The sequence below is a fragment of the Halomonas sp. SSL-5 genome (assembly GCF_030708455.1).
Taxonomy (GTDB): Bacteria; Pseudomonadota; Gammaproteobacteria; order Pseudomonadales; family Halomonadaceae; genus Halomonas.
The window spans coordinates 126,889-146,414 of record NZ_JAUYWF010000009.1; the positions used below are offsets into that span (position 1 = coordinate 126,889).

Genomic DNA, 19,526 nt, shown 5'->3' on the forward strand with positions numbered 1-19,526 from the left:
TCAGTCGCCGGCTGCGTCCTCTGCAGCCAGCGTCAGCGACATCAGCAGCGCATCCTCCCGCGCCGCTTCCGCCGCCCCGCCCTGTCGGGGCGGCGTCGTTTCCGGTGCGGTGGCAAGAGGCGGATAGTAGCCGCGACGAACGCCGTCCTCCTGAAAGCCCGCGCTGCGATAGAGAGCGACGGCCGCAGCGTTCCCCGCCCGCACCTCGAGCAGCAGCCGCTCGCTGCCCCACTCCCGGGCCTGGTCGACCACGACACCGAGCAGCCGCCGAGCAAGCCCCTGGCCCCGCCGGGGCTCATCCACCAGGATCGCCTGGAGCTCCGCCTCGAAGGGCAGCCGGGCCACCGCGACATAGGCCTCCAGGGCCGAGCCGACCCTGAGACCGAAGACCGCCGTGGCGGGGTCGGCAAGTGCCGCCCTCAGCTGCGCCTCGGAGCCGCCCATGGGCCAGCCGCGGGCATCCTCCAGCGCCACCACAAGGGGCAGGTCGGCCTCGGTCAGGCGCACCAGCAGCGGCTTCCTTGCGCGCGGACTAGCGCTCATCCGGCACGTTCTCCGTCGCGTCTCGCCACGCCTCGCCCAGCTCAAGCAGCGGCGGCAACAGCGCGCGCTTGGCGGCGGCGCCGGCGGCCAGCTCGGCCAGGGCCGGCGCCTGCCAGGCAGGCAGGTCGAACACCGGGCAGTGTCCCGCCTCGAGCGACAGCACCCGGCCCAGGGTGTCATCCTGGCCGAACATCAGCAGCCGCTGTGGCGCCCAGCCGCGCCGGCTGGCCCCCGCAATGAAGGCCTTCAGGCCCTCGCGGGCTTCCTCCAGTGGCTCATACACCGGCAGCCCCTCCTGCAGCGGCCAGCGAAAGTCCTGAAAGACCGGCAACGGCGACTCGATACCCGCGGCCCGCAGCAGGTTGGCGAGCAGCATCAGCTGGGTACGCCCCGGGGCCTGCTCGCCCGGCAGCACCAGCAGCCAGCGCCCCTCCAGGCAGGCGACCTGGAAGGCGAAGTGCAGCGCCTCTCCGGCGGGCCGTGCCGCAGGTTCTGCCGCCTCCTCGGCCCCGCCGTCGGGTTCTGGCGAAGGCGGGATATCCCCCAGCAGGGCCGCGCGCGCCTTGCCGGGTCGCGGAGCGCGCACCGCCCGCTCCTGGGCCGGAGCCTCCGGCCGGGGGGCGGCAGGCTGCTCCCGCGCCTCGTCGAGCAGCGCATGCAGGCGCTCGCCGTGATCGGCCTCGGCTGCCGCCTCGGGCAGCTCCCAGGCGCAAGCCGGGGTCGGCCGGGCGTTGGGCAGCACATAGCGCGCCGCCCACCCGGTCAGCCCCATCGCCTCCAGGTACTGGAGGCGCTGCGGCTCGCTGATCACCGGCCGCCGCCCTGGCAGTCGGGGGAGTCGGGGCGCGCCTGGCCGCTGGCCTCCCACTCCTTCGGGGTGTAGAGGTGCAGCGCCAGGGCATGCACCGGGCCGGCCAGCTCATCGGCCAGCAGGGAGTAGAGCTGCTGGTGGCGTTTCACCGGCATCAGCCCCTCGAAGCGCTCGCTGACCAGGGTGACCTTGAAGTGGGTCTCGGAATTGGGCGGCACGGCGTGCCGATGGCTCTCGTTCTCCACCTGCAGAAAGGCGGGCTCGAGGGCCTTGAGCTTCTCTTCGATGCTTGACTGGATGCTCATGGCGGCTTCCCGACGTAGTGAAGTGAAGGGATCATTGTACTCGCTATGGGCGGCGCGAACGATGCGACCGGCGCCGCGCGTCAGGGCTATCGCAGTTTCAGCAACCAAGGGGCACTGGGGACAAGCCCCAAGCTACAAGCCATCTGCGATTACCCTGCTCCCCGCCTGCGTCCGCTACTCGCGCCGGGTAGCGGCGAGCGGCACCCTGAGCAGGCTGAACAGCAAGGCGGCCAGGGTCGTCAGGGCGCCCAGCCACAGCGTGGCCTGCACCGCGACCCCGGCGGCCAGGAAGGCCCCCACCAGGGCCACCCCCAGCGACTGCCCCACGGTGCGCGAGGTACTCATGGCTCCGGAGGCGTTGGCGCTGCGCGCGACAGGCACGCTGCCCATCAGCTCGCGATTGTTGGGCGGCTGGAAGAGCCCGAAGCCCACTCCGCACAGCGCCATTCGCCACAGCACATCGACCACCCCGGCCTCGGCATCGAGCCGGGCCAGCGCGGCCAGGCCTACCATCAGCAGGGTCAGGCCCAGCGAGGCCAGCAAGGTGGGGTTCACCCGGTCGGCCAGTCGGCCCGCCAGCGGCCCCACCAGCATGATCGCCAACGGCCAGGGGGTGAACAGCCAGGCGGTCTCCAGCGGCGAGAAGCCCATCTGCTGCTGGAACAGGAAGGAGAGTGCCACGAAGGCGAGCCCCTGGCCGACGAAGGCGCTGCCCTGGGCGGCCAGCGCCAGGCTGAAGCGTCGCTCGGCGAAGATCGCCAGAGGCAGCAGCGGGTGGGTGGCGCGGCGCTGGCGACGCAGGAACAGCAGCGCCGCGACCAGGCTGCTGCCCAGCCACGCCGCCAGCGCCGCGACCGACATGCCGTGGCCGAGGCCATCCATGGCGACGAAGAAGCCGCCGAGCATGGCCACCGAGAGCAGCGCCCCCTGCCAGTCGAAGCCGCCGGGACGTGCCGACTCGCGGGGCAGCGCCCGCCAGGCCAGCACCACCGCCACCGCGCCCAGCGGCAGATGCAAGGCGAACAGCCACGGCCAGTCGGCCACCGAGAGCAGCAGCCCACCGATGGCCGGGCCGGCGGCATAGCCGCCCGCCACCACCATGGCGGAGAGCCCCAGGGCGCTGCCCAGCAGCCGCGTGGGAAAGATCTGCCGGTAGATCGAGGGGCCGATGGAGAGCGTCGCCGCCGCCCCCAGCCCCTGCAGGGCGCGGAACACCAGCAGCGACTCGAGGCTTGTGGAGAGCGCACTGCCCAGTGCCGCCAGGGCGAAGACCGCGACCCCGGCCACGTAGAGTCGACGCCGGCTGAGCAGTTCGCTCAAGGCGGCGAATACCAGCAGGAAGGCGGCGCAGCTGACCTGGAAGAGATTGGTGACCCACACCACCCGGGAGGCGGAGACCTCGAGGCTCCTGGCGATGGAGGGCAGGGCGATATTGACCATGGTGGTGTCCACCACCGCCATCAGGGTTCCCAGGATCAGCGCCAGCACCGCCAGGCGCCGCTCGGGGCCCGGCAGGCCATCGTCGCCGGGGCGGGTCGCGAAGAGTTGACTCATTCCATGTTCCGTCGGGGTCCGTCAACGAAGAAACCGGCCGAAGCCGGTTTCTCGTGGGCTGCTGATTGCTGATCAGGGGTCAGTCCTGATCGGTCTCCAGCAGCAGGCTGTCGTCGATCTCGGAGATCTCCAGTGCCGCCTCGTTGTCGAGGTCGATGGCCAGATAGCTGTGCTCGAGCTGGAGGAAGCGCTGGAACAGCGGCCAGTCGATGGTCTCGGGCCACTGCCGCTCGTCCTCCTCCCAGGCGCGCAGCTCGGTCTCGAGGATCTCGAGATAACGCTCGCGCACGCAGGCCTGCAGGGCCTCCGGGGTGTCCATCTCGGGAATCAGGTAGACGGTGCTCTCGCGCTCGACGTCGGCCAGCGTCAGGTCGTCGTCGCCGAGGGTGGGCTCGAGCCCGTTGATCCAGTCCACGAAGTGCTGGGTCGGGCGAACGCTCAGGGCAGAGCGGTTGAGCAGTTTCATGGTGGTCTCCTCGACGTCGAAACGACGGTCATTATGGGTGCTGCGCACGGCGTTTACCAATGGTTCCCGTACTTACCGAGGCTGGTGGCATGGCCCTCAGATGGCTACCTCCGGTTGCTTCGCTCAGGGCTGATCTGGCGACAGGCCTTCGGAGAGGCGCTATGAATCCCTCCCTGGACGCTACCTCGGCCCTCCCTGGTCCTCGGACCTCCCCTACGGCCTATCCCCAGCGCCCTTCGCCTCACAGCCCCAGGTCAGAGTGGCCTCAAACGGGGTGGACCCCGATGGCTTGCCTTTACTCGACTTCCGGCCGCATGGCCGGGAACAGCAGCACGTCGCGGATCGAGGCGCTGTCGGTCAGCAGCATCACCAGGCGGTCGATGCCGATGCCTTCGCCGGCGGTAGGCGGCAGGCCGTATTCGAGGGCGCGCACGTAGTCGGCATCGTAGTACATCGCCTCGTCGTCGCCGGCCTCCTTCTCCGCCACCTGCTCGCGGAAACGCTCGGCCTGGTCCTCGGCGTCGTTGAGCTCCGAGAAGCCGTTGGCGATCTCACGACCGCCGACGAAGAACTCGAAGCGCTCGGTGACGAAAGGATTGGAATCCTTGCGGCGCGCCAGCGGGCTCACTTCGGTGGGGTACTCGGTGATGAAGGTTGGCTGCGTGAGGCGATGCTCCACGGTCTTCTCGAAGATCTCGATCTGGATCTTGCCCAGGCCCCAGCCATCCTTGACGTCGATGTCCAGACGCTCGGCGATCTGGCGCGCCGCGGCCTCGTCGGCCAGCGCCTCGGCGTGGATCTCGGGGTTGTATTCGAGAATCGAGTCGAACACGGTCAGGCGGCGCAGCGGCTGGCCGAAGTCGTACTCGAAGTGCTCCAGCACCTCGCCATCGCGGTTGCGCACGGTGTTGACCACGGTGGTGGTGCCCAGCACCTCGCGGGTCAGGGTGCGCAGCATCTCCTCGGTGAGGTCCATCAGGTCATGGTAGTCCGCGTAGGCCTGATAGAACTCGATCATGGTGAACTCGGGGTTGTGACGCGTGGAGAGCCCCTCGTTGCGGAAGTTGCGGTTGATCTCGAAGACCTTCTCGAAGCCGCCCACCACCAGGCGCTTGAGGTAGAGCTCCGGTGCGATGCGCAGGTACATGTCCTGGTCCAGCGCATTGTGGTGGGTGACGAAGGGGCGCGCCGTGGCGCCGCCGGGAATCGCCTGCAGCATGGGGGTCTCCACCTCCATGAAGCCGCGCGCCTCGAAGAAGCGGCGCATGGCACTGATCACCCCGGCACGGGTCTCGAACACCTGACGCGAGTCGGGGTTCATGATCAGGTCCACATAGCGCTGGCGGTAGCGCGCCTCCATGTCGGTGAGGCCGTGGAACTTGTCGGGCAGCGGACGCAGGCTCTTGGTGAGCAGTACCGCCTCCTCCATCATCACATAGAGGTCGCCCTTGCCCGACTTGTGCACCGGGCCACGCCCCGCGACGATATCGCCGATGTCCCAGCCCTTGATCTCCTCGAGGGTCTCGGCGGGCAGTCCCTTCTTGTCGACGTAGAGCTGGATCTGGCCGCTGACGTCCTGGATGACGATGAAGGGGCCGCGCTTGCGCATGATCCTGCCGGCCACGCCGGCCTGGTGGTTCAGCGCCTCGAGCTCGGCCTTGTCCTTGTCGCCCAGCGCCGCCGCGAGCTCGGCGGCCTGGCTGTCACGACGGAAGTGGTTGGGAAAGGCGCTCTCGCCTTGCGCGGCGGCCCTCTCGCGGCGCGCCGCCAGCTTCGCGCGACGCTCGGCGATCAGGCGGTTCTCGTCGTTCTGGGGGCTGTCCGGGGTGGGGCTCTCGTTGGCCATTTCGCTACCTGTTGGAAATCTTTGATAAGGAAACTGGGACACGCCTGCTGCTGTAGCCGCGCGAGCCTGGTGGGAGGCCGGCTGTGCCGGGCGAAAGGAGGCCGAAGGCCTCCCCGCTTCGCGGACCCAGACGGGTGACTACAGACCCTGCTTCAGGCTGGCGACGATAAACTGGTCTAAATCACCATCCAGCACCTTGTCGCAGTTGCTGGTCTGCACGCCGGTGCGCAGGTCCTTGATACGCTGGTCATCCAGCACGTAGGAGCGGATCTGGCTGCCCCAGCCGATATCCGACTTGGAGTCCTCGGCCTCCTGCTTGGCGGCGTTGCGCTTCTCCATCTCGTGCTCCCACAGCCTCGCCTTGAGCTGCTTCATGGCGAAGTCGCGGTTGGCATGCTGACTGCGCTGGCTCTGGCAGGCCACCACGATCCCGGTAGGCTCGTGGGTGATACGCACCGCCGAATCGGTGGTGTTGACGTGCTGACCGCCGGCGCCACTGGAGCGGTAGGTATCGACGCGCAGGTCCGAGGGATTGATCTCCACCTCGAAGCTGTCGTCGACCTCGGGCGACAGGAACACCGAGGCGAACGACGTATGGCGGCGGCCACCGGAGTCGAAGGGGCTCTTGCGCACCAGGCGGTGCACGCCGGTCTCGGTGCGCAACCAGCCGAAGGCGTGGTCGCCCTGGATATGCAGGGAGGCCGACTTGATGCCCGCCACCTCGCCGGCGGAAAGCTCGGTGATCTCCGCCTTGAAGCCGTGGTGCTCGCACCAGCGCAGGTACATGCGCAGCAAGATGTTGGCCCAGTCCTGGGCCTCGGTGCCGCCGGAGCCGGCCTGGATGTCGAGGTAGGCATTGTTCTCGTCCATCTCGCCGGAGAACATGCGCCGGAACTCGAGCTTCTCGAGGCTCGCCCGGAAGCCCTCGAGCTCCTTCTCCACCTCGGCAACGGTGCCTTCGTCCTCCTCCATCTCGGCCAGTTCCAGCAGGTCGCGGCTGTCGCCGAGCCCCTGGTCCAGCTCGTCGATGGTGGCGACGATAAGCTCCAGGGAGGCCCGTTCCTTGCCCAGCTTCTGGGCATAGTCCGGATCGTTCCAGACGTTGGGGTCCTCGAGCTCGCGGGTGACTTCCTCTAGCCGATCCTTCTTCTCGGCATAGTCAAAGATACCCCCTCAGGACATCTGTCCGCTCAGACAGGTCCTTTATGAGGTTGTGAATCGGGTTGGTTTCCAGCATGGGGCGTCTCGCCTGAATCTGCGGTGGACGTACGGCCGACGCGGCACCGGCGAAAAACCGGTGCCGCGTCGGCAAGGAAAAGACGACCATTGTAGCGAAAGCCGCGGCACCACGCATCCGCCGGCCGCGACCGCGCAACCCCAGACGGCAGGAAACCCGGCCGAGGCCGGGTTCGCTTGGTCGTCGTGACTGGCTGATGTTTAGAAGCGGTAGGTCAGCTGGGCACCGAAGCCATGGGCCTCGTTCTTGTAGTCGGCGGAGTAAGTGGCACCGCCGACCGGGACACCATTTGTTGCAGCACTAGCCAGCAGATCAGCACGTTCCTGCTCGACATGAGTACCACGCTCCGTGAGGTAGGAATAGGCGAAGTCCAGCGTCATGTTGTCGGTCGGACTCCAGCCGGCACCCAGCGAGAAGATCCGGCGATCGTCAGAGGGGATACGCACGCTGCGATACTCGTCGCTGGTCGGTGTATTGTCGATGCTGAGGCCAGCACGAAGCGCCCACGCAGGCGTCAGCTGGTATTCGCCACCCACCGCAAAGGCCCAGGAATTGGAGTAGTTCTGAGTCTCCTGCGTGATGGTGTCACCTTGGTTGTTCTCCACCAGAATCTGGTCGAACTGGCTCCAGCGAGCCCAGGAGGCGCCGAACATCAGCTTGAGCCGCTCTGTCATTTCCTGTGTGACGGAGAAGTTGACCGTTTCCGGCGTGGTCAGGTCCAGATTAGCGTTGTCGGCACGTACCACATTTCCCGCAGGGTCGTAGGCGCGAAAGTCGCCGGTCAGGGTGAAGTCCACCTTGGAGCGATAAGTCAGACCAAGCGTCGTCTCGGGGATTGGCTTGTAGATAACACCGAGGTTGTAGCCCCAACCGTCATCATCGCCATCGACACGCGAGTCGATATCACCCGCTGGATCATAGACAGTACCACTCGGCAGTTGCCGGCGAAGCTCACCCTCAACCCGGTTATAGGTGATACCGGCCCCAACCGACCACTGGTCATTGAAGCGGTAGGAAACTGTCGGCTGAGCACTCATTACCCTCACTTCCGTGAAGTCACCAAAGTAGCGACCCTGGAAATCATCCTCATAGTCGGTCTGCGAACCGAAGGGAGCATAGACACCGAACCCGAATGCGAGCCTGTCATTGACCGGGTGGGCATAAAACGCATAAGGGATCAGTGCACCCGGCACCATGTCACCATCGTTGCCGCCGGGAATCTCACCGATGGGCACCTGAGTCCCCACCGGAGCACCACCTCCAGCCACACCGGCATCCAGGGTTTGTTGGGCCTCAACGTTATTGAGATCGCTGTTGACGTTCAGATAGGTCCCACCCACCGATACCTGGGCGCGTTCCAGGAACGACATCCCCGCCGGGTTACCGAACACGATGGTGGCGTCGTTGACGTTGGAACTGCGCCCGGCATGGCCATAGCCCTGGCCGCTGACGCTCTGCTCGTTGATCTGGTATCCGCCGGCGTGGACCTGGCCGGTGAAGGAGGTAGCCGCCACGGCGGCGGCGACGGTCAGGCGATTGAACTTGTTATTCATAGATACATCCCTTGCGGTGCTGTTGTGACCTTGGCGCCGTTGTGGCCTCTCGCCGAGGCTGGCGCGTGCACTCCCCTTTTCTCGTATGCGAACGAGCGTTTCAACCCCAAACGAGCGTTTTAATGCTGAAAACGCTAATACTTTGGTCGCACGGTCGTTTGAAGCCATGAACTTTCATGGGGTTACCGAGTACCAGCCCGCTAGCGCCTCAGCACACTCTGCCAGTTTGTGAACGCCTTGACCTTTGTGTAACCCAAGGGTTTTACACTCATGGCATGCCAACTCCGAGAGGCGATCCCATGAAGGTCAGTGAACTGGCGAGGGCCGCCGGCGTTACCGCCGAGACGGTGCGCCACTATGTGCGCGAGGGGCTGCTGCATCCCGAGCGCCACCCCGACAACGGCTACCAGCTCTTCGCCCATGAGGACCTGGAGCGGCTGCGCTTCATCCAGCGCGCCCGCACCCTCGGCTTCGGCGTCGCCGAGATCCGCGAGATCCTCGACCACGCCGACCACGGCGACTCCCCCTGCCCCATGGTGCGCGACCTGCTGGCCAGCCGGCTGCCACAGATCCGCGAACGCATCGCCGAGCTCCAGGCCCTGGCCGAGCGCATGGAGCGCGCGCTGAACGCCTGGGCCGAGATGCCCGACGGCACCCCGGACGGCCACAGCCTTTGCCGGCTGATCGAGAGCTTTCCCGAACCGCTGCACGGCGGGGCCGAATCTTCCGACAAGGAGACGCCATGAACGCCACCCTCGAACGCCAGGTGCCCGGCATGAACTGCCAGGGCTGCGTGAAGCGCATGCGCGAGGCGATCCAGGCCGAGGATCCGCAGGCCGATGTGGTCGGCCAGCCGGGCGATAAGCGCCTCACCGTGACCTCCTCGCTCGACGATGCACACCTCGATCGCGCGCTGCAGGACGCCGGCTACCCGCCGGCGGATCGCCCACTGCACCATGAGCGCCAGGTGCCCGGCATGAGCTGCCAGGGCTGCGTGAGGCGCATGCGCGAGGCGATCCAGGCCGAGGACTCCGACGCCAAGGTGATCGGCGCGCCGGCGGAGAAGCGCCTCACCGTGACCACCCGGCTGGATGGGGAGACGCTGGACCGCCTGCTGAGCGAGGCCGGCTATCCACCGGGAGAGGAGCAACAGGCCGCCATGGATGACGAACGGGAGGAAGCCGATCCCGCCACCGAGGCCCCGAGCGAGGCACCCCGGGAATCGCCCACCGGCGAGCGCGCCACCCCCCATCGCCTGTCCATCGGCGGCATGACCTGCGCCAGCTGCGTGAAGAGCGTCCAGCAGGCGCTGGAGCGCACCCCGGGGGTGGCATCGGCCACGGTCAACTTCGGCACCCACACCGCCCAAGTGCAGGGCAGCGCCGACGAGAAGGCGTTGATCGAGGCCGTGGAGGCGGTGGGCTACGGCGCCGAGCCGATCCACGACCTGCGCCAGGCCGAGGATGCCCGCGCCGAGCGTGACCGCCGCGAGTATCGCCGCCTGCTGCGGGGCAGCGCCTGGTCGCTGGCCCTGGCCATCCCGTTGATGGTGGGCATGTTCGTCTACCACCCCCACCCGGAAGGCACGGGCCGGCTCTTCTGGCTGGTGGTCGGGGCGCTGACGCTCGCGGTGATGGCCTTCCCCGGCCGCCACTTCTTCGTCAACGCCTGGAAGAACTTCCGGCACCACCAGGCCAACATGGACACCCTGATCGCCATGGGCACCGGCACCGCCTGGGCTTACTCCATGGCGGTGGTGGCCTTCGCCCCCTGGCTGCCCGAGATGGCCCGCGGCATCTACTTCGAGGCCTCGTCGATGATCATCGGCCTGGTGCTGCTGGGTAACGCCCTGGAGCTGCGCGCCCGGGGCCGCACCAGCGACGCCCTGAAGCGCCTGCTCGACCTGCAGAGCCGCACCGCCCGGGTGATCCGTGACGGCGAGGAGCGCGAGGTGGAGATCGATGAGGTGCGCGAGGAGGACCTGATCCGCGTGCGCCCCGGCGAGCGCCTGCCGGTGGACGGCGAGGTGGCCGAGGGCAAGAGCCATATCGACGAGTCGATGCTCACCGGCGAGCCGCTGCCGGTGGCCAAGGCCGAGGGCGACGAGGTGAGCGCCGGCACCGTCAACGGCAAGGGCTCACTGGTCTACCGGGCCACCCGGGTCGGTGCCGACACCCGCCTGGGGCGCATCACCGAGCAGGTGGCCAGCGCCCAGAACTCTCGGCCGCCCATCGGGCAGCTGGCCGACAGGGTCTCGAGCATCTTCGTACCCTCGGTGATGATCATCGCCGTGATCACGGCGCTTGCCTGGTTCAATTTCGGTGCCGAGCCGCGGGTGCTGCACATGCTGGTGACCGCCACCACGGTGCTGATCATCGCCTGCCCCTGTGCCCTGGGCCTGGCCACGCCGATCTCCACCATGATCGGGGTCGGCAAGGCCGCCGAGCACGGCGTGCTGGTGAGAAGCGGCGACGCCTTGCAGACGGCAAGCAAGCTCACCACCCTGGTGGTGGACAAGACCGGCACCCTCACCGAGGGCAAGCCCGAGGTAACGGAGTCGGAGCTTCTCGAGGGCGACGAACGGGAAGTGCTGGCCCTGGTCGCCGCCCTGGAGCGCGGCTCGGAGCATCCCCTCGCCGCGGCTCTGATGGCTCACGCGGAGGAGGCCAACGCCGAGCACGCCGAGATCCGGGACTTCGACACCGTCACCGGCGGCGGCGTGAAGGCCGAGACGGTCGACGGCAAGGCCCTGCTGCTGGGTAACACCCGGCTGCTGGAGGAGGCAGGCATCGACATGACGAGTGGCAGGGAGAAGGCCGGCGAGCTGGAGGAAAAGGCGCGCACCGTGGTCTATCTGGCGGTGGATGGCCGGCTGGCCGCGCTGTTTGGCATCAGCGACCCGCTGCGCCACGACACCGTCGAGGCGGTGAGGCGCCTGCAGGCCGACGGCCTCAGGGTGGTGATGCTGACCGGCGACAATGAGCACACCGCCGCCGCCATCGCCCGGGAAGTGGGCATCGACGACTTCCGTGCGGGGCTGCTGCCCGAGGACAAGCACGCCGAGATCGAGCGCCTGCAGGGCGAGGGCGAGGTCGTCGGAATGGTGGGCGATGGCATCAACGACGCCCCTGCCCTGGCCCGGGCCGATGTCGGCTTCGCCATCGGCCAGGGCACCGACGTGGCCATCGAGAGCGCTGGGATCACCCTGGTACGCGGCTCGCTGCACGGCGTGGCCGCCGCCATCGAGATCAGCCGGGCGACGCTTGGTAACATCAAGCAGAACCTGGTGGGCGCCTTCGGCTACAACGTGCTGGGCATCCCCATCGCCGCCGGGGTGCTCTACCCCGTCACCGGCACCCTGCTGTCGCCGATGATCGCCGGGGCGGCGATGTCGCTCTCCTCGATCACCGTGGTCAGCAACGCCAACCGCCTGCGCCTGTTCCGCCCCTCCGGCAAGGCCGGCGGCGCCGAGGCGTCACCCGACACCCCCGAGGAGGCACGCACATGAGCTGGATCGTCAATCTGGCAGGACTCGCCCTGATCGCCCTGATCGCCTGGTGGTTCTGGGGCAGGCGCTGAGCCGCCGGCTCAGCTCACCCCCATGTAGCGCCCGGGCTTGTGGTTCAGCGCGATGATCAGGTTGAGCGCCACCGCGCCGAGCACCGAGAGCCCTATCCGGTCGACTGGCAACAGCGCCAGGCCGACCAGCATGATCACGCCGTCGATGGCCAGCTGCACATAGCCGGCGCGCAGCCCGAAGCGGTCCTGCAGATAGAGCACCAGGATATTCACCCCGCCGAGGCTGGCGCGGTGGCGGAACAGGACCAGCATGCCGATGCCGATCAGGCAGCCGCCCATCAGCGCGCCGTAGAGCGGTGTCACGGCGGCGATGTCGATCCAGCGGCCGGTGAGCTCGGAGAACAGCGACACCAGGCCGATGGCGGCGAAAGTGCGCAGGGTGAAGGACCAGCCCATGCGCTTGATAGCCAGCCAGTAGAACGGCAGGTTGATCAGGAAGAACCAGGCGCCGAAGGACCAGCCGCTGGCGTACTGCAGCAGGAAGGCCATGCCGGCGGTGCTGCCGGTGAGCAGCGTGGCCTGGGTGTAGAGGGTCACGCCCAGCGCCACGAACAGCGTGCCGACCAGCATCGCCATGGCGTCCTCCCAGAGGGAGTGGGGGTCCTTGGGCAGCTCCTGGGGATCCATGACGTGCTCCTTAGCCCGGCTCGGCGTGTTCGATCATCAGCTGCAGGTTTTCTCTACCGCGCCAGCGGTTGCGACTGAGCTTGTAGGCGCAGCGCAGCCGGTCGCCCACTCCGAAGGCGGGCATCTCACCCGGCGTCAGCGCCCGGAACCAGATCGCCCGGTGGATGACCGCGCCCAGCGAGAGCTCCAGCATCAGGTGAGTGCCGTCGGCACCCACGGGACGCAGGCGCTCGACGATAAACTCGCCCTGGAAGAGCGGCGCGTCGAATTCTCGCCCGTAGGGGCCCAGTGCCTGCAGCTCTTCGAGGGTCGCCAGGCTCAGCTGCTCGGGGGCCAGGTCGCCATCGGTGAGGATCCGCGGGTAGAGCTCGGCCTCGCCCAGCTGCTCGGCCACCGCCTGGAGGAAGGCGGCCTTGAAGGCCTCGAGTTGGTCGGCGGGCACGCCGACCCCGGCGGCACCGCGGTGGCCGCCGAAGCGCGGCAGCGCCTCGGGTGCCAGCTCGAAGGTGCGCTGCAGGGCGTCACGCAGGTGGAGCGCCTCGATGGAGCGCCCGGACCCGGTGAGCATGCCGGGCGCGGCAGCGGGAGTCAGCACCAGCGCCGGGCGCCCGTAGGCCTGCACCAGCCGTGAGGCAACGATGCCCTGCACGCCGGGATGCCCCGACTCCAGGAACACGACAATGGCCGGCTCGTCGGCGGCAAGCGCGGGAGCCGCCAGCGCCCTCGCCTCCTCGGCCATGTCCGCCTCGATCGCCTTCCGCGACTGGTTGTCCTGATCCAGCGTCTCCAGATGCCGGGCCGCCGTGGCGTCATCCGCCGCGAGCATGAAGTGCAGCGCGGCATAGGGGTCGTCCAGCCGCGAGCGGGCATTGATGCGGGGCCCCATCTGGAAGCCCAGGGTCTCGGCGTCGAAGGGTACGCTGTCGGCCCCCAACCGCTGGGCCATGGCGCGCCAGCAGGCGGCCTCCATGCGGTTGATCAGCGCCAGGCCCTGGGTCACCACCGCGCGGTTGGCGGGGCTGCCGCCCAGGGAGACGCAGTCCGCCACCGTGCCAAGCGCCACGTAGGAGAGCCAGGGCGAGAGCTTGGGGGTGGCCGCGGGCAGCACACCCCACTCGATCAGCACCGCGCGGCTCAGCGACATGACCAGCCAGGCCACCATACAGCCGGCGATGGTGGGGTCGGGGTAGTCGCAGTCGTCCCGGGTAGGGTTGACCACGGCATGGGCGGAAGGCGGCGGCCCCTCCACCGGCAGGGCGTGGTGGTCGCTGACCACCACTTCGATGCCCTCCGCGGCCAGGCGCGCGATGCGCGGCTCATCGGAGCTGCCGCAGTCGGCGGTGATCACCAGGCTGGGCCGCGGCTTGAGGGCCAGGGTACGTTCCACCAGCGGCAGGCTGATGCCGTAGCCGTCGTGGATGCGATGGCCGATCAGGCTATGCAGCTTCGCCTCGGGCACGCCGAAGAGCTCGTGCAGGGTGCGCCGGATCACCACATGGGAGGTGATGCCGTCGACGTCGTAGTCGGTGAGGATGCCGATATGCTCGCCATCGACCACCGCCTGGGCGATGCGCTCGGCGGCGCGGCGGCCATCGGCCAGGCGCTCGGGGTGGGCCAGGTGGCGCAGGCTGGGCGACACCAGAGGGTCGAGCTCACCCTGGTAGCCGGCCAGGCGCCCGGCCAGCACCCGGGATTGGAGCTCGGAGAGCCCCTCGCGCTGGGCGCGGGCATAGAGGGCGGCATCCCGGGGCCGCGGCAGGATGCGTGGCCTCAGGCGCTGATTAAGATCGATAGGGTCCGTCACTGCGTCCAAGCCAGGCTCCTCTGGTTCAAGTCTGTGACCGCGGGCAAGAGAGGGCCGCCGGAATAGCGAGGGGCGCCGGGGACAGGCCGAAGAGGGGGTCCTATGCCAGGGATGGCATCGGTAGCGCCCAGGGAGGGGTTCACAGCGCCCCATCGACGGTCCGGCGCTCCGGGGCCTGTCGCCGGATCAGCCCCGAGCGTCATGCAGACTCGGAGCTGAATACTGCTGGCAGACTCAGCGGCGATTCTCGACGACGAACTGCTGCACGGCGGAAAGCTCGGCGGGCAGCACGCTATAGCGCTCCTCGCGCTCCAGCAGGTCGTCCATGTGGGGCGGCAGCGGCACGCCCGGGAAGCCCGCCTTGACCACCGCCTCGGCGAACTTGGCCGGGTGGGCGGTGGCCAGGGTGATCATCGGCACGGCTTCGTCGCCCCGTTCCCGCTCGGCGGCGCGGTAGCCGGTGGCGGTGTGCGGGTCGAGGATCTCCTGGGTGCGGTGGTGCGCCTCGCGGATCACCTCGAGGATGGTGGCGTCATCCACGCTGTGGCTGGCGAAGCGCTCGCGCAGCTTGGCCAGGGGCGCGTCGGCCAGGGCCGTGGGCTCGGCCTGGAAGCGCTCCAGCAGGGCCGCCACGGCGGCGCCGTCGCGCTCGTAGGCCTCGAACAGCAGGCGCTCGAAGTTGGAAGAGACCACGATGTCCATGGAGGGCGCCAGGGTCGCCTTGAGCTCCTGCTTGGAGAAGTCGTTGGCGGCCAGAGTGCGGTGCAGGATGTCGTTGGCGTTGGTGGCGATGACGAAGCGTTCCACCGGCAACCCCATGCGGTAGGCCATGTAGCCGGCGAAGACGTTGCCGAAGTTGGCCGAGGGCACGCAGAAGCTCACCCGACGCTGAGGCGCGCCCAGCGCCACGGCGGAGGCCACGTAGTAGACGATCTGGGCCATGATGCGCGCCCAGTTGATGGAGTTCACCGCCACCAGCCGGGTGCCGTTCAGGAACGACTGGTCGGCGAAGCTCGCCTTGACCATCGCCTGGGCGTCATCGAAGTTGCCCTCGATGGCGACGTTGAAGACGTTGTCCGCCAGCACCGTGGTCATCTGACGGCGCTGAACCTCCGAGACCCGGTTGTGGGGGTGGAGGATGAAGATGTCGAGGTTGTCGCAGTGGCGACAGCCCTCGATGGCGGCGGAGCCGGTATCGCCGGAGGTAGCCCCCATGATCACCGCCCGCTCGCCACGCTTCTGCAGGAAGTGGTCGAGGATGCGGCCGAGCAGCTGCAGGGCCACGTCCTTGAAGGCCAGGGTCGGGCCGTGGAACAGCTCAAGCAGGAAGTGGTTGGCGTCGAGCTGGTTGAGCGGCACCACGGCATCGTGGCTGAAGGTGGCATACGCCTCCTTCACGATGCCGCGAAACGTCTCGTCGTCGATCTCGCCGTTGACGAAGGGCTTCATCACCCGGAAGGCGATCTCGGCGTAGGAGAGCCCGGCCATCTCGGCCAGGTCGTCATGGGAGAGCTGGGGAACGGTCTCCGGCACGTAGAGGCCGCCATCGCTGGCCATGCCGGTGAGCACGACCTCCTCGAAGGAGAGCGCAGGCGCCTGCCCGCGGGTACTGATGTAGCGCATGGCTTACTCCTGCTCGTCCAGGGACTCGACGCGGATCCGCATCACCGGTCCGGCGATATCGGCCATGGCCTCGATCTGGCGGATCGCCTCGTTCATGTGCTTCTCGACCGTGCGGTGGGTCATCAGGATGATCGGCACCAGCTCGCCCTCGGTGGCCTCCTTCTGGATCAGCGCCTCGATGGAGATGCCCTGCTCGGAGAGGATGGTGGCCACCCGCGCCAGCACGCCGGGGCGATCCACCGCCAGCAGCCGCAGGTAGTAGGCGGTGATGATCTCCTCCATGGGCATGATCGGCAGCTGGCTGACGTCCTCGCTGATGCCACTGAAGGCCAGGTAGGGCACCCGATAGTGATGGTCGGTGGTGATATCGCGGGCCACATCGAGCAGGTCGGCCACCACCGCGGAGGCGGTGGGCTCGGCCCCGGCGCCGGCGCCGTAGTAGAGGGTCGGCCCCACGGCATCGCCCATCACGGCGATGGCGTTCTTGACGCCGTGCACATTGGCCAGCAGCCGCTCCTTGGGAATCAGCGTGGGGTGCACGCGCAGCTCCAGACCCTGCTCGGTGCGCTTGGAGATGCCCAGGTGCTTGATCACGTAGCCCAGGTTATCGGCCTGTTCCACGTCCTCGGCGGTGACCCGGGAGATGCCCTCGGTATAGGCCTTCTCGAACTGCAGCGGCACGCCGTAGGCGATGGAGGCGAGGATGGTCAGCTTGTGGGCGGCATCGATGCCCTCGACATCGAAGGTCGGGTCCGCCTCGGCGTAGCCCAGCGCCTGGGCCTCGGCCAGCACATCGTCGAAGGCGCGGCCCTCGTCGCGCATATGGGTGAGGATGTAGTTGCCGGTGCCGTTGATGATGCCGGCCACCCACTCGATGCGGTTGGCGCCGAGCCCCTCGCGCAGCGACTTGATCACCGGGATGCCCCCGGCCACGGCGGCCTCGAAGGCCACGATCACGCCCTTCTTGTGGGCCGCCGCGAAGATCTCGTTGCCGTGCACGGCGATCAGCGCCTTGTTGGCGGTGACCACGTGCTTGCCGTTATCGATGGCGGCAAGCACCAGTTCCCGGGCCACGTCGTAGCCACCGATCAGCTCCACCAGCACATCGACATCGGGATTGCTGGCCACCGCGAAGACGTCGGCGGTGGTGTTGATGCCGGTAAGGTCACACTCGGGGTTGGGGGTGCGATAGGCGACCTGCTCGATGGCAATCGGTCGCCCGGCCCGCCGGGCAATGTCATCGGCGTTGCGCGTCAGCACGTTGAAGGTTCCGCCGCCGACGGTCCCCAGCCCACAGATTCCTACTCTCACCGGTTTCAATGTATTGCTCCTGCTCGCGTGTTCCGAGTTGGTTGTATGGCGTGCGGCTTACTCATCGAGCCCCAGCATGGCGGCAAGGCGCTCGGCGGGCACGTAGCCCGGCACCAGGCGGCCATCCGGCAGCACGATGGCGGGCGTCCCCTGGACGCCCAGCTCCAGCCCCAGATGATACTGCGACTCGACCGGATTGTCGCAGTCTGCGGGGGCCGAAAGCGAATCACCGCGCTTGGCAGCGCTCATCGCCTCGGCGGGGTTGTCGGCACACCACACCTGCTGCATGGTGCGCGCGCCCTGGGCATTCATGCCGCTGCGCGGGAAGGCCAGGTAGTGCACCTCGATGCCCAGTTCGTTGAGCCGCGGCACCTCCTCGTGGAGCTGCCGGCAGTAGGGGCAGGTGGTATCGGTGAACACCAGCACCTCGGCACGGGTCTCGGGCCCGCGGAAGATGACCCGCTCCGACTCCGGCACCTGAGCCAGTCGCGCGGCGCGCTCGGTATTGCGGCCCTGCTCGGTCAGGTTGACCAGGCCCTGCTCGCCGTTGCGGTAGAGGTCGCCGACCAGGAAGTGCTCGCCCTCGGCGTCGCTGTAGAAGCGCTCACCGCTCTCCAGGTGCACCTCGAAGAGGCCATCCATCGGCGCCTCGCGCACGCTCCGTACCGGCATCGACTGGCCGTTGACCGAGAGCCGCTCGGCGAGGCGTTCGGCCCCGTCCTGCTGGGCGAGGGCCGGCGCCGAAAGCAGGGCCGCCAGCGGCGCGGCCAGCAGGCCGAAAAGAAGGATCCGGGAAGGGGTCGTCATGGTTCATCCTCGTGGGTGGTGGTCGGCATGCAGGCGCTCCAGGCGCGCCTGGGCCACATGGGTATAGATCTGGGTGGTCGAGAGGTCACTGTGACCGAGCAGCATCTGTACGACACGCAGATTGGCGCCATGATTCAACAGATGGGTGGCGAAGGCGTGGCGCAGGGTATGCGGCGACAGCGAGCGCTCGATACCGGCGACCCGGGCGTGATGCTTGATCCGGTACCAGAAGGCCTGCCGGGTCAGCGGGCGATCATCGCGTCCCGGGAAGAGCGCGGGCCGGGTGGCGTCGCGCATCAACGCCCCGCGAGCGGTGCGCAGGTAGCGCGAGACCCAGTCGACGGCCTCCTCGCCCAGCGGCACCAGGCGGTCCTTGTCGCCCTTGCCGCGCACCCTGACCACCCCCTGACGCAGGTTCACGGCATCGGTGGTCAACCCCACCAGCTCCGAGACGCGCAGCCCCGCCCCGTAGAGCACCTCCAGCATGGTGCGGTCCCGCAGCCCCAGATCGGTCGTCACGTCCGGCGCGGCGATCAGCCGCTCCACCTCGGACTCTTCCAGGGTCTCCGGCAGGCTGGGCCGCACCCGCGGCAGCCTGACCTCGGCCAGCGGGTCACGCTCGATGCGCCCCGCCTCCAGCGCCCAGCGGTAGAAGCGCCGCAGGCTGGAGAGCAAGCGGGCGTTGCTGCGCAGTCGATAGCCCGCCTCGCGACGCTCGTCGAGCCAGGTAGGCAGGCTCCCGGCCCCCGGCGTGACCAGTGACTCGCCACCCTCGGCGAGGCGTGCCGCCCAGGCGACCAGGTCGCGGCGGTAGGCGGCCAGCGTATGCTCGCTCACCCCCTGCTCGAGCCACAGGGCGTCGAGGAAGGCGTCGATGGTGGCACTCTCGTCTGGCGCGCTCATGGCAAGCTCCGGCTGGCATGCCTCGGGTAAAAGGAAACCCCGCCCCGCGCAAGCGGTGACGGGGTTTCTCGGTCGAGCCGGGGCAGGGCCCCGGCTCGTGGGCTCCGAGGGCTCGGCCTCAGACCAGCTTTTCCTTGATGCGAGCGGACTTGCCGCTGCGCTCACGGAGGTAGTAGAGCTTGGCCTGGCGCACGTCGCCGCGACGCTTGACGCTGAGGGAGTCGACCAGCGGGCTGTAGGTCTGGAAGGTACGCTCGACGCCGACGCCGTGGGAGATCTTGCGCACGGTGAAGGCGGAGTTCAGGCCGCGGTTGCGCTTGCCGATCACCACGCCTTCGAAGGCCTGGAGACGCTCGCGGTTGCCTTCCTTGACCTTGACCTGGACGACGACGGTGTCGCCCGGAGCGAAGGTCGGAATTTCCTTGCTCATCTGCTCGGCTTCGAGCGCCTGGATCACCTTGTTCTTGCTGCTCATGACAATGACTCCTTGATAACCTGATTCAGCGGTCGCTTGGCTTGCCGGTGAATCGTGATCCCGGCGCTCGAACGAACTCGAG

General features: G+C 68.1%; 17 protein-coding genes. 2 read left to right on the forward strand and 15 right to left on the reverse strand.

Translation table 11 applies throughout. From position 1 onward, the window contains the following. The 8 genes from RAN53_RS12090 to RAN53_RS12125 form a co-directional block, all read right to left on the reverse strand. Positions 1 to 543 carry a GNAT family N-acetyltransferase gene (locus RAN53_RS12090; RefSeq protein WP_305797067.1) on the reverse strand — a complete coding sequence of 181 codons (543 nt, stop codon included), beginning with the start codon at positions 541 to 543 and terminating at the stop codon, positions 1 to 3. Beyond that, the gene (locus RAN53_RS12095) at positions 533 to 1,354 is read right to left on the reverse strand and encodes a hypothetical protein (RefSeq protein WP_305797068.1); all 822 of its coding nucleotides are present in this window, start codon (positions 1,352 to 1,354) and stop codon (positions 533 to 535) included. Before RAN53_RS12095 ends, RAN53_RS12090 begins: the two co-directional genes overlap by 11 nt. Further along, positions 1,351 to 1,659 (reverse strand): BolA family protein, encoded by a 309-nt coding sequence (locus tag RAN53_RS12100; RefSeq protein WP_305797069.1) that lies wholly within the window; start codon positions 1,657 to 1,659, stop codon positions 1,351 to 1,353. Before RAN53_RS12100 ends, RAN53_RS12095 begins: the two co-directional genes overlap by 4 nt. 174 nt (positions 1,660 to 1,833) lie before the next feature. Further along, the gene (locus RAN53_RS12105; RefSeq protein ID WP_305797070.1) at positions 1,834 to 3,213 is read right to left on the reverse strand and encodes an MFS transporter; all 1,380 of its coding nucleotides are present in this window, start codon (positions 3,211 to 3,213) and stop codon (positions 1,834 to 1,836) included. A gap of 79 nt (positions 3,214 to 3,292) precedes the next feature. Beyond that, entirely contained in the window at positions 3,293 to 3,679 is a 387-nt protein-coding gene (locus tag RAN53_RS12110; RefSeq protein WP_305797071.1) for a hypothetical protein, read from the reverse strand. Between the two features lie 295 nt (positions 3,680 to 3,974). Continuing rightward, positions 3,975 to 5,525, reverse strand: coding sequence for a lysine--tRNA ligase (gene lysS / locus RAN53_RS12115; protein ID WP_305797072.1), 1,551 nt, complete (start codon positions 5,523 to 5,525; stop codon positions 3,975 to 3,977). Between the two features lie 138 nt (positions 5,526 to 5,663). Further along, positions 5,664 to 6,759 (reverse strand): peptide chain release factor 2 gene (prfB, locus tag RAN53_RS12120; RefSeq protein ID WP_305797141.1). Its coding sequence is split into 2 segments (ribosomal slippage): positions 5,664 to 6,686 and positions 6,688 to 6,759, totalling 1,095 coding nucleotides; the frame shifts between segments, so codons are not numbered across the junction. A 203-nt stretch (positions 6,760 to 6,962) separates the two neighbouring features. After that, entirely contained in the window at positions 6,963 to 8,315 is a 1,353-nt protein-coding gene (locus RAN53_RS12125) for an OmpP1/FadL family transporter (protein WP_305797073.1), read from the reverse strand. A gap of 299 nt (positions 8,316 to 8,614) precedes the next feature. Here RAN53_RS12125 and RAN53_RS12130 point away from each other — a divergent pair, with 299 nt between their 5' ends. Both RAN53_RS12130 and RAN53_RS12135 read left to right on the forward strand, forming a co-directional pair. Next, positions 8,615 to 9,061, forward strand: a complete 447-nt coding sequence (locus tag RAN53_RS12130; RefSeq protein ID WP_282039838.1) for a MerR family transcriptional regulator — start codon at positions 8,615 to 8,617, stop codon at positions 9,059 to 9,061. Beyond that, on the forward strand, positions 9,058 to 11,823 hold the full coding sequence (locus RAN53_RS12135) for a heavy metal translocating P-type ATPase (protein WP_414842983.1): 2,766 nt from the start codon (positions 9,058 to 9,060) through the stop codon (positions 11,821 to 11,823). The genes RAN53_RS12130 and RAN53_RS12135 overlap by 4 nt, the downstream gene beginning before the upstream one ends. Positions 11,824 to 11,903: 80 nt before the next feature. On the opposite strand, the gene RAN53_RS12140 is transcribed toward RAN53_RS12135, so the two are convergent. The 7 genes from RAN53_RS12140 to rplS all read right to left on the reverse strand — a co-directional run bounded on the left by RAN53_RS12140 (position 11,904) and on the right by rplS (position 19,444). Further along, the gene (locus RAN53_RS12140) at positions 11,904 to 12,521 is read right to left on the reverse strand and encodes a YitT family protein (RefSeq protein WP_305797074.1); all 618 of its coding nucleotides are present in this window, start codon (positions 12,519 to 12,521) and stop codon (positions 11,904 to 11,906) included. Between the two features lie 10 nt (positions 12,522 to 12,531). Continuing rightward, the gene (locus tag RAN53_RS12145; protein ID WP_414842985.1) at positions 12,532 to 14,325 is read right to left on the reverse strand and encodes a single-stranded-DNA-specific exonuclease RecJ; all 1,794 of its coding nucleotides are present in this window, start codon (positions 14,323 to 14,325) and stop codon (positions 12,532 to 12,534) included. Between the two features lie 234 nt (positions 14,326 to 14,559). Beyond that, a complete protein-coding gene (thrC, locus tag RAN53_RS12150) occupies positions 14,560 to 15,948 on the reverse strand; it encodes a threonine synthase (protein ID WP_305797076.1) in 1,389 nt (462 codons plus the stop codon). A 3-nt stretch (positions 15,949 to 15,951) separates the two neighbouring features. Next, positions 15,952 to 17,268: a homoserine dehydrogenase gene (locus RAN53_RS12155; RefSeq protein WP_305797077.1), complete on the reverse strand. Its 1,317-nt coding sequence runs from the start codon at positions 17,266 to 17,268 to the stop codon at positions 15,952 to 15,954. Between the two features lie 48 nt (positions 17,269 to 17,316). Next, positions 17,317 to 18,066, reverse strand: a complete 750-nt coding sequence (locus RAN53_RS12160; protein WP_305797078.1) for a DsbC family protein — start codon at positions 18,064 to 18,066, stop codon at positions 17,317 to 17,319. A 3-nt stretch (positions 18,067 to 18,069) separates the two neighbouring features. Then, a complete protein-coding gene (gene xerD / locus RAN53_RS12165) occupies positions 18,070 to 18,969 on the reverse strand; it encodes a site-specific tyrosine recombinase XerD (protein ID WP_305797079.1) in 900 nt (299 codons plus the stop codon). Between the two features lie 118 nt (positions 18,970 to 19,087). Then, a complete protein-coding gene (rplS, locus tag RAN53_RS12170; protein ID WP_305797080.1) occupies positions 19,088 to 19,444 on the reverse strand; it encodes a 50S ribosomal protein L19 in 357 nt (118 codons plus the stop codon). Positions 19,445 to 19,526: the final 82 nt, after the last annotated feature.

Excerpts from the sequence above, each read along its gene's own strand:
- RAN53_RS12090 (WP_305797067.1), bottom strand. The coding sequence starts at position 543 with ATGAGCGCTAGTCCGCGCGCAAGGAAGCCGCTGCTGGTGCGCCTGACC.
- RAN53_RS12100 (WP_305797069.1), bottom strand. The coding sequence starts at position 1,659 with ATGAGCATCCAGTCAAGCATCGAAGAGAAGCTCAAGGCCCTCGAGCCC.
- RAN53_RS12105 (WP_305797070.1), bottom strand. The coding sequence starts at position 3,213 with ATGAGTCAACTCTTCGCGACCCGCCCCGGCGACGATGGCCTGCCGGGC.
- RAN53_RS12110 (WP_305797071.1), bottom strand. The coding sequence starts at position 3,679 with ATGAAACTGCTCAACCGCTCTGCCCTGAGCGTTCGCCCGACCCAGCAC.
- lysS (WP_305797072.1), bottom strand. The coding sequence starts at position 5,525 with ATGGCCAACGAGAGCCCCACCCCGGACAGCCCCCAGAACGACGAGAAC.
- RAN53_RS12125 (WP_305797073.1), bottom strand. The coding sequence starts at position 8,315 with ATGAATAACAAGTTCAATCGCCTGACCGTCGCCGCCGCCGTGGCGGCT.
- RAN53_RS12130 (WP_282039838.1), top strand. The coding sequence starts at position 8,615 with ATGAAGGTCAGTGAACTGGCGAGGGCCGCCGGCGTTACCGCCGAGACG.
- RAN53_RS12135 (WP_414842983.1), top strand. The coding sequence starts at position 9,058 with ATGAACGCCACCCTCGAACGCCAGGTGCCCGGCATGAACTGCCAGGGC.
- RAN53_RS12140 (WP_305797074.1), bottom strand. The coding sequence starts at position 12,521 with ATGGATCCCCAGGAGCTGCCCAAGGACCCCCACTCCCTCTGGGAGGAC.
- thrC (WP_305797076.1), bottom strand. The coding sequence starts at position 15,948 with ATGCGCTACATCAGTACCCGCGGGCAGGCGCCTGCGCTCTCCTTCGAG.
- RAN53_RS12160 (WP_305797078.1), bottom strand. The coding sequence starts at position 18,066 with ATGACGACCCCTTCCCGGATCCTTCTTTTCGGCCTGCTGGCCGCGCCG.
- xerD (WP_305797079.1), bottom strand. The coding sequence starts at position 18,969 with ATGAGCGCGCCAGACGAGAGTGCCACCATCGACGCCTTCCTCGACGCC.
- rplS (WP_305797080.1), bottom strand. The coding sequence starts at position 19,444 with ATGAGCAGCAAGAACAAGGTGATCCAGGCGCTCGAAGCCGAGCAGATG.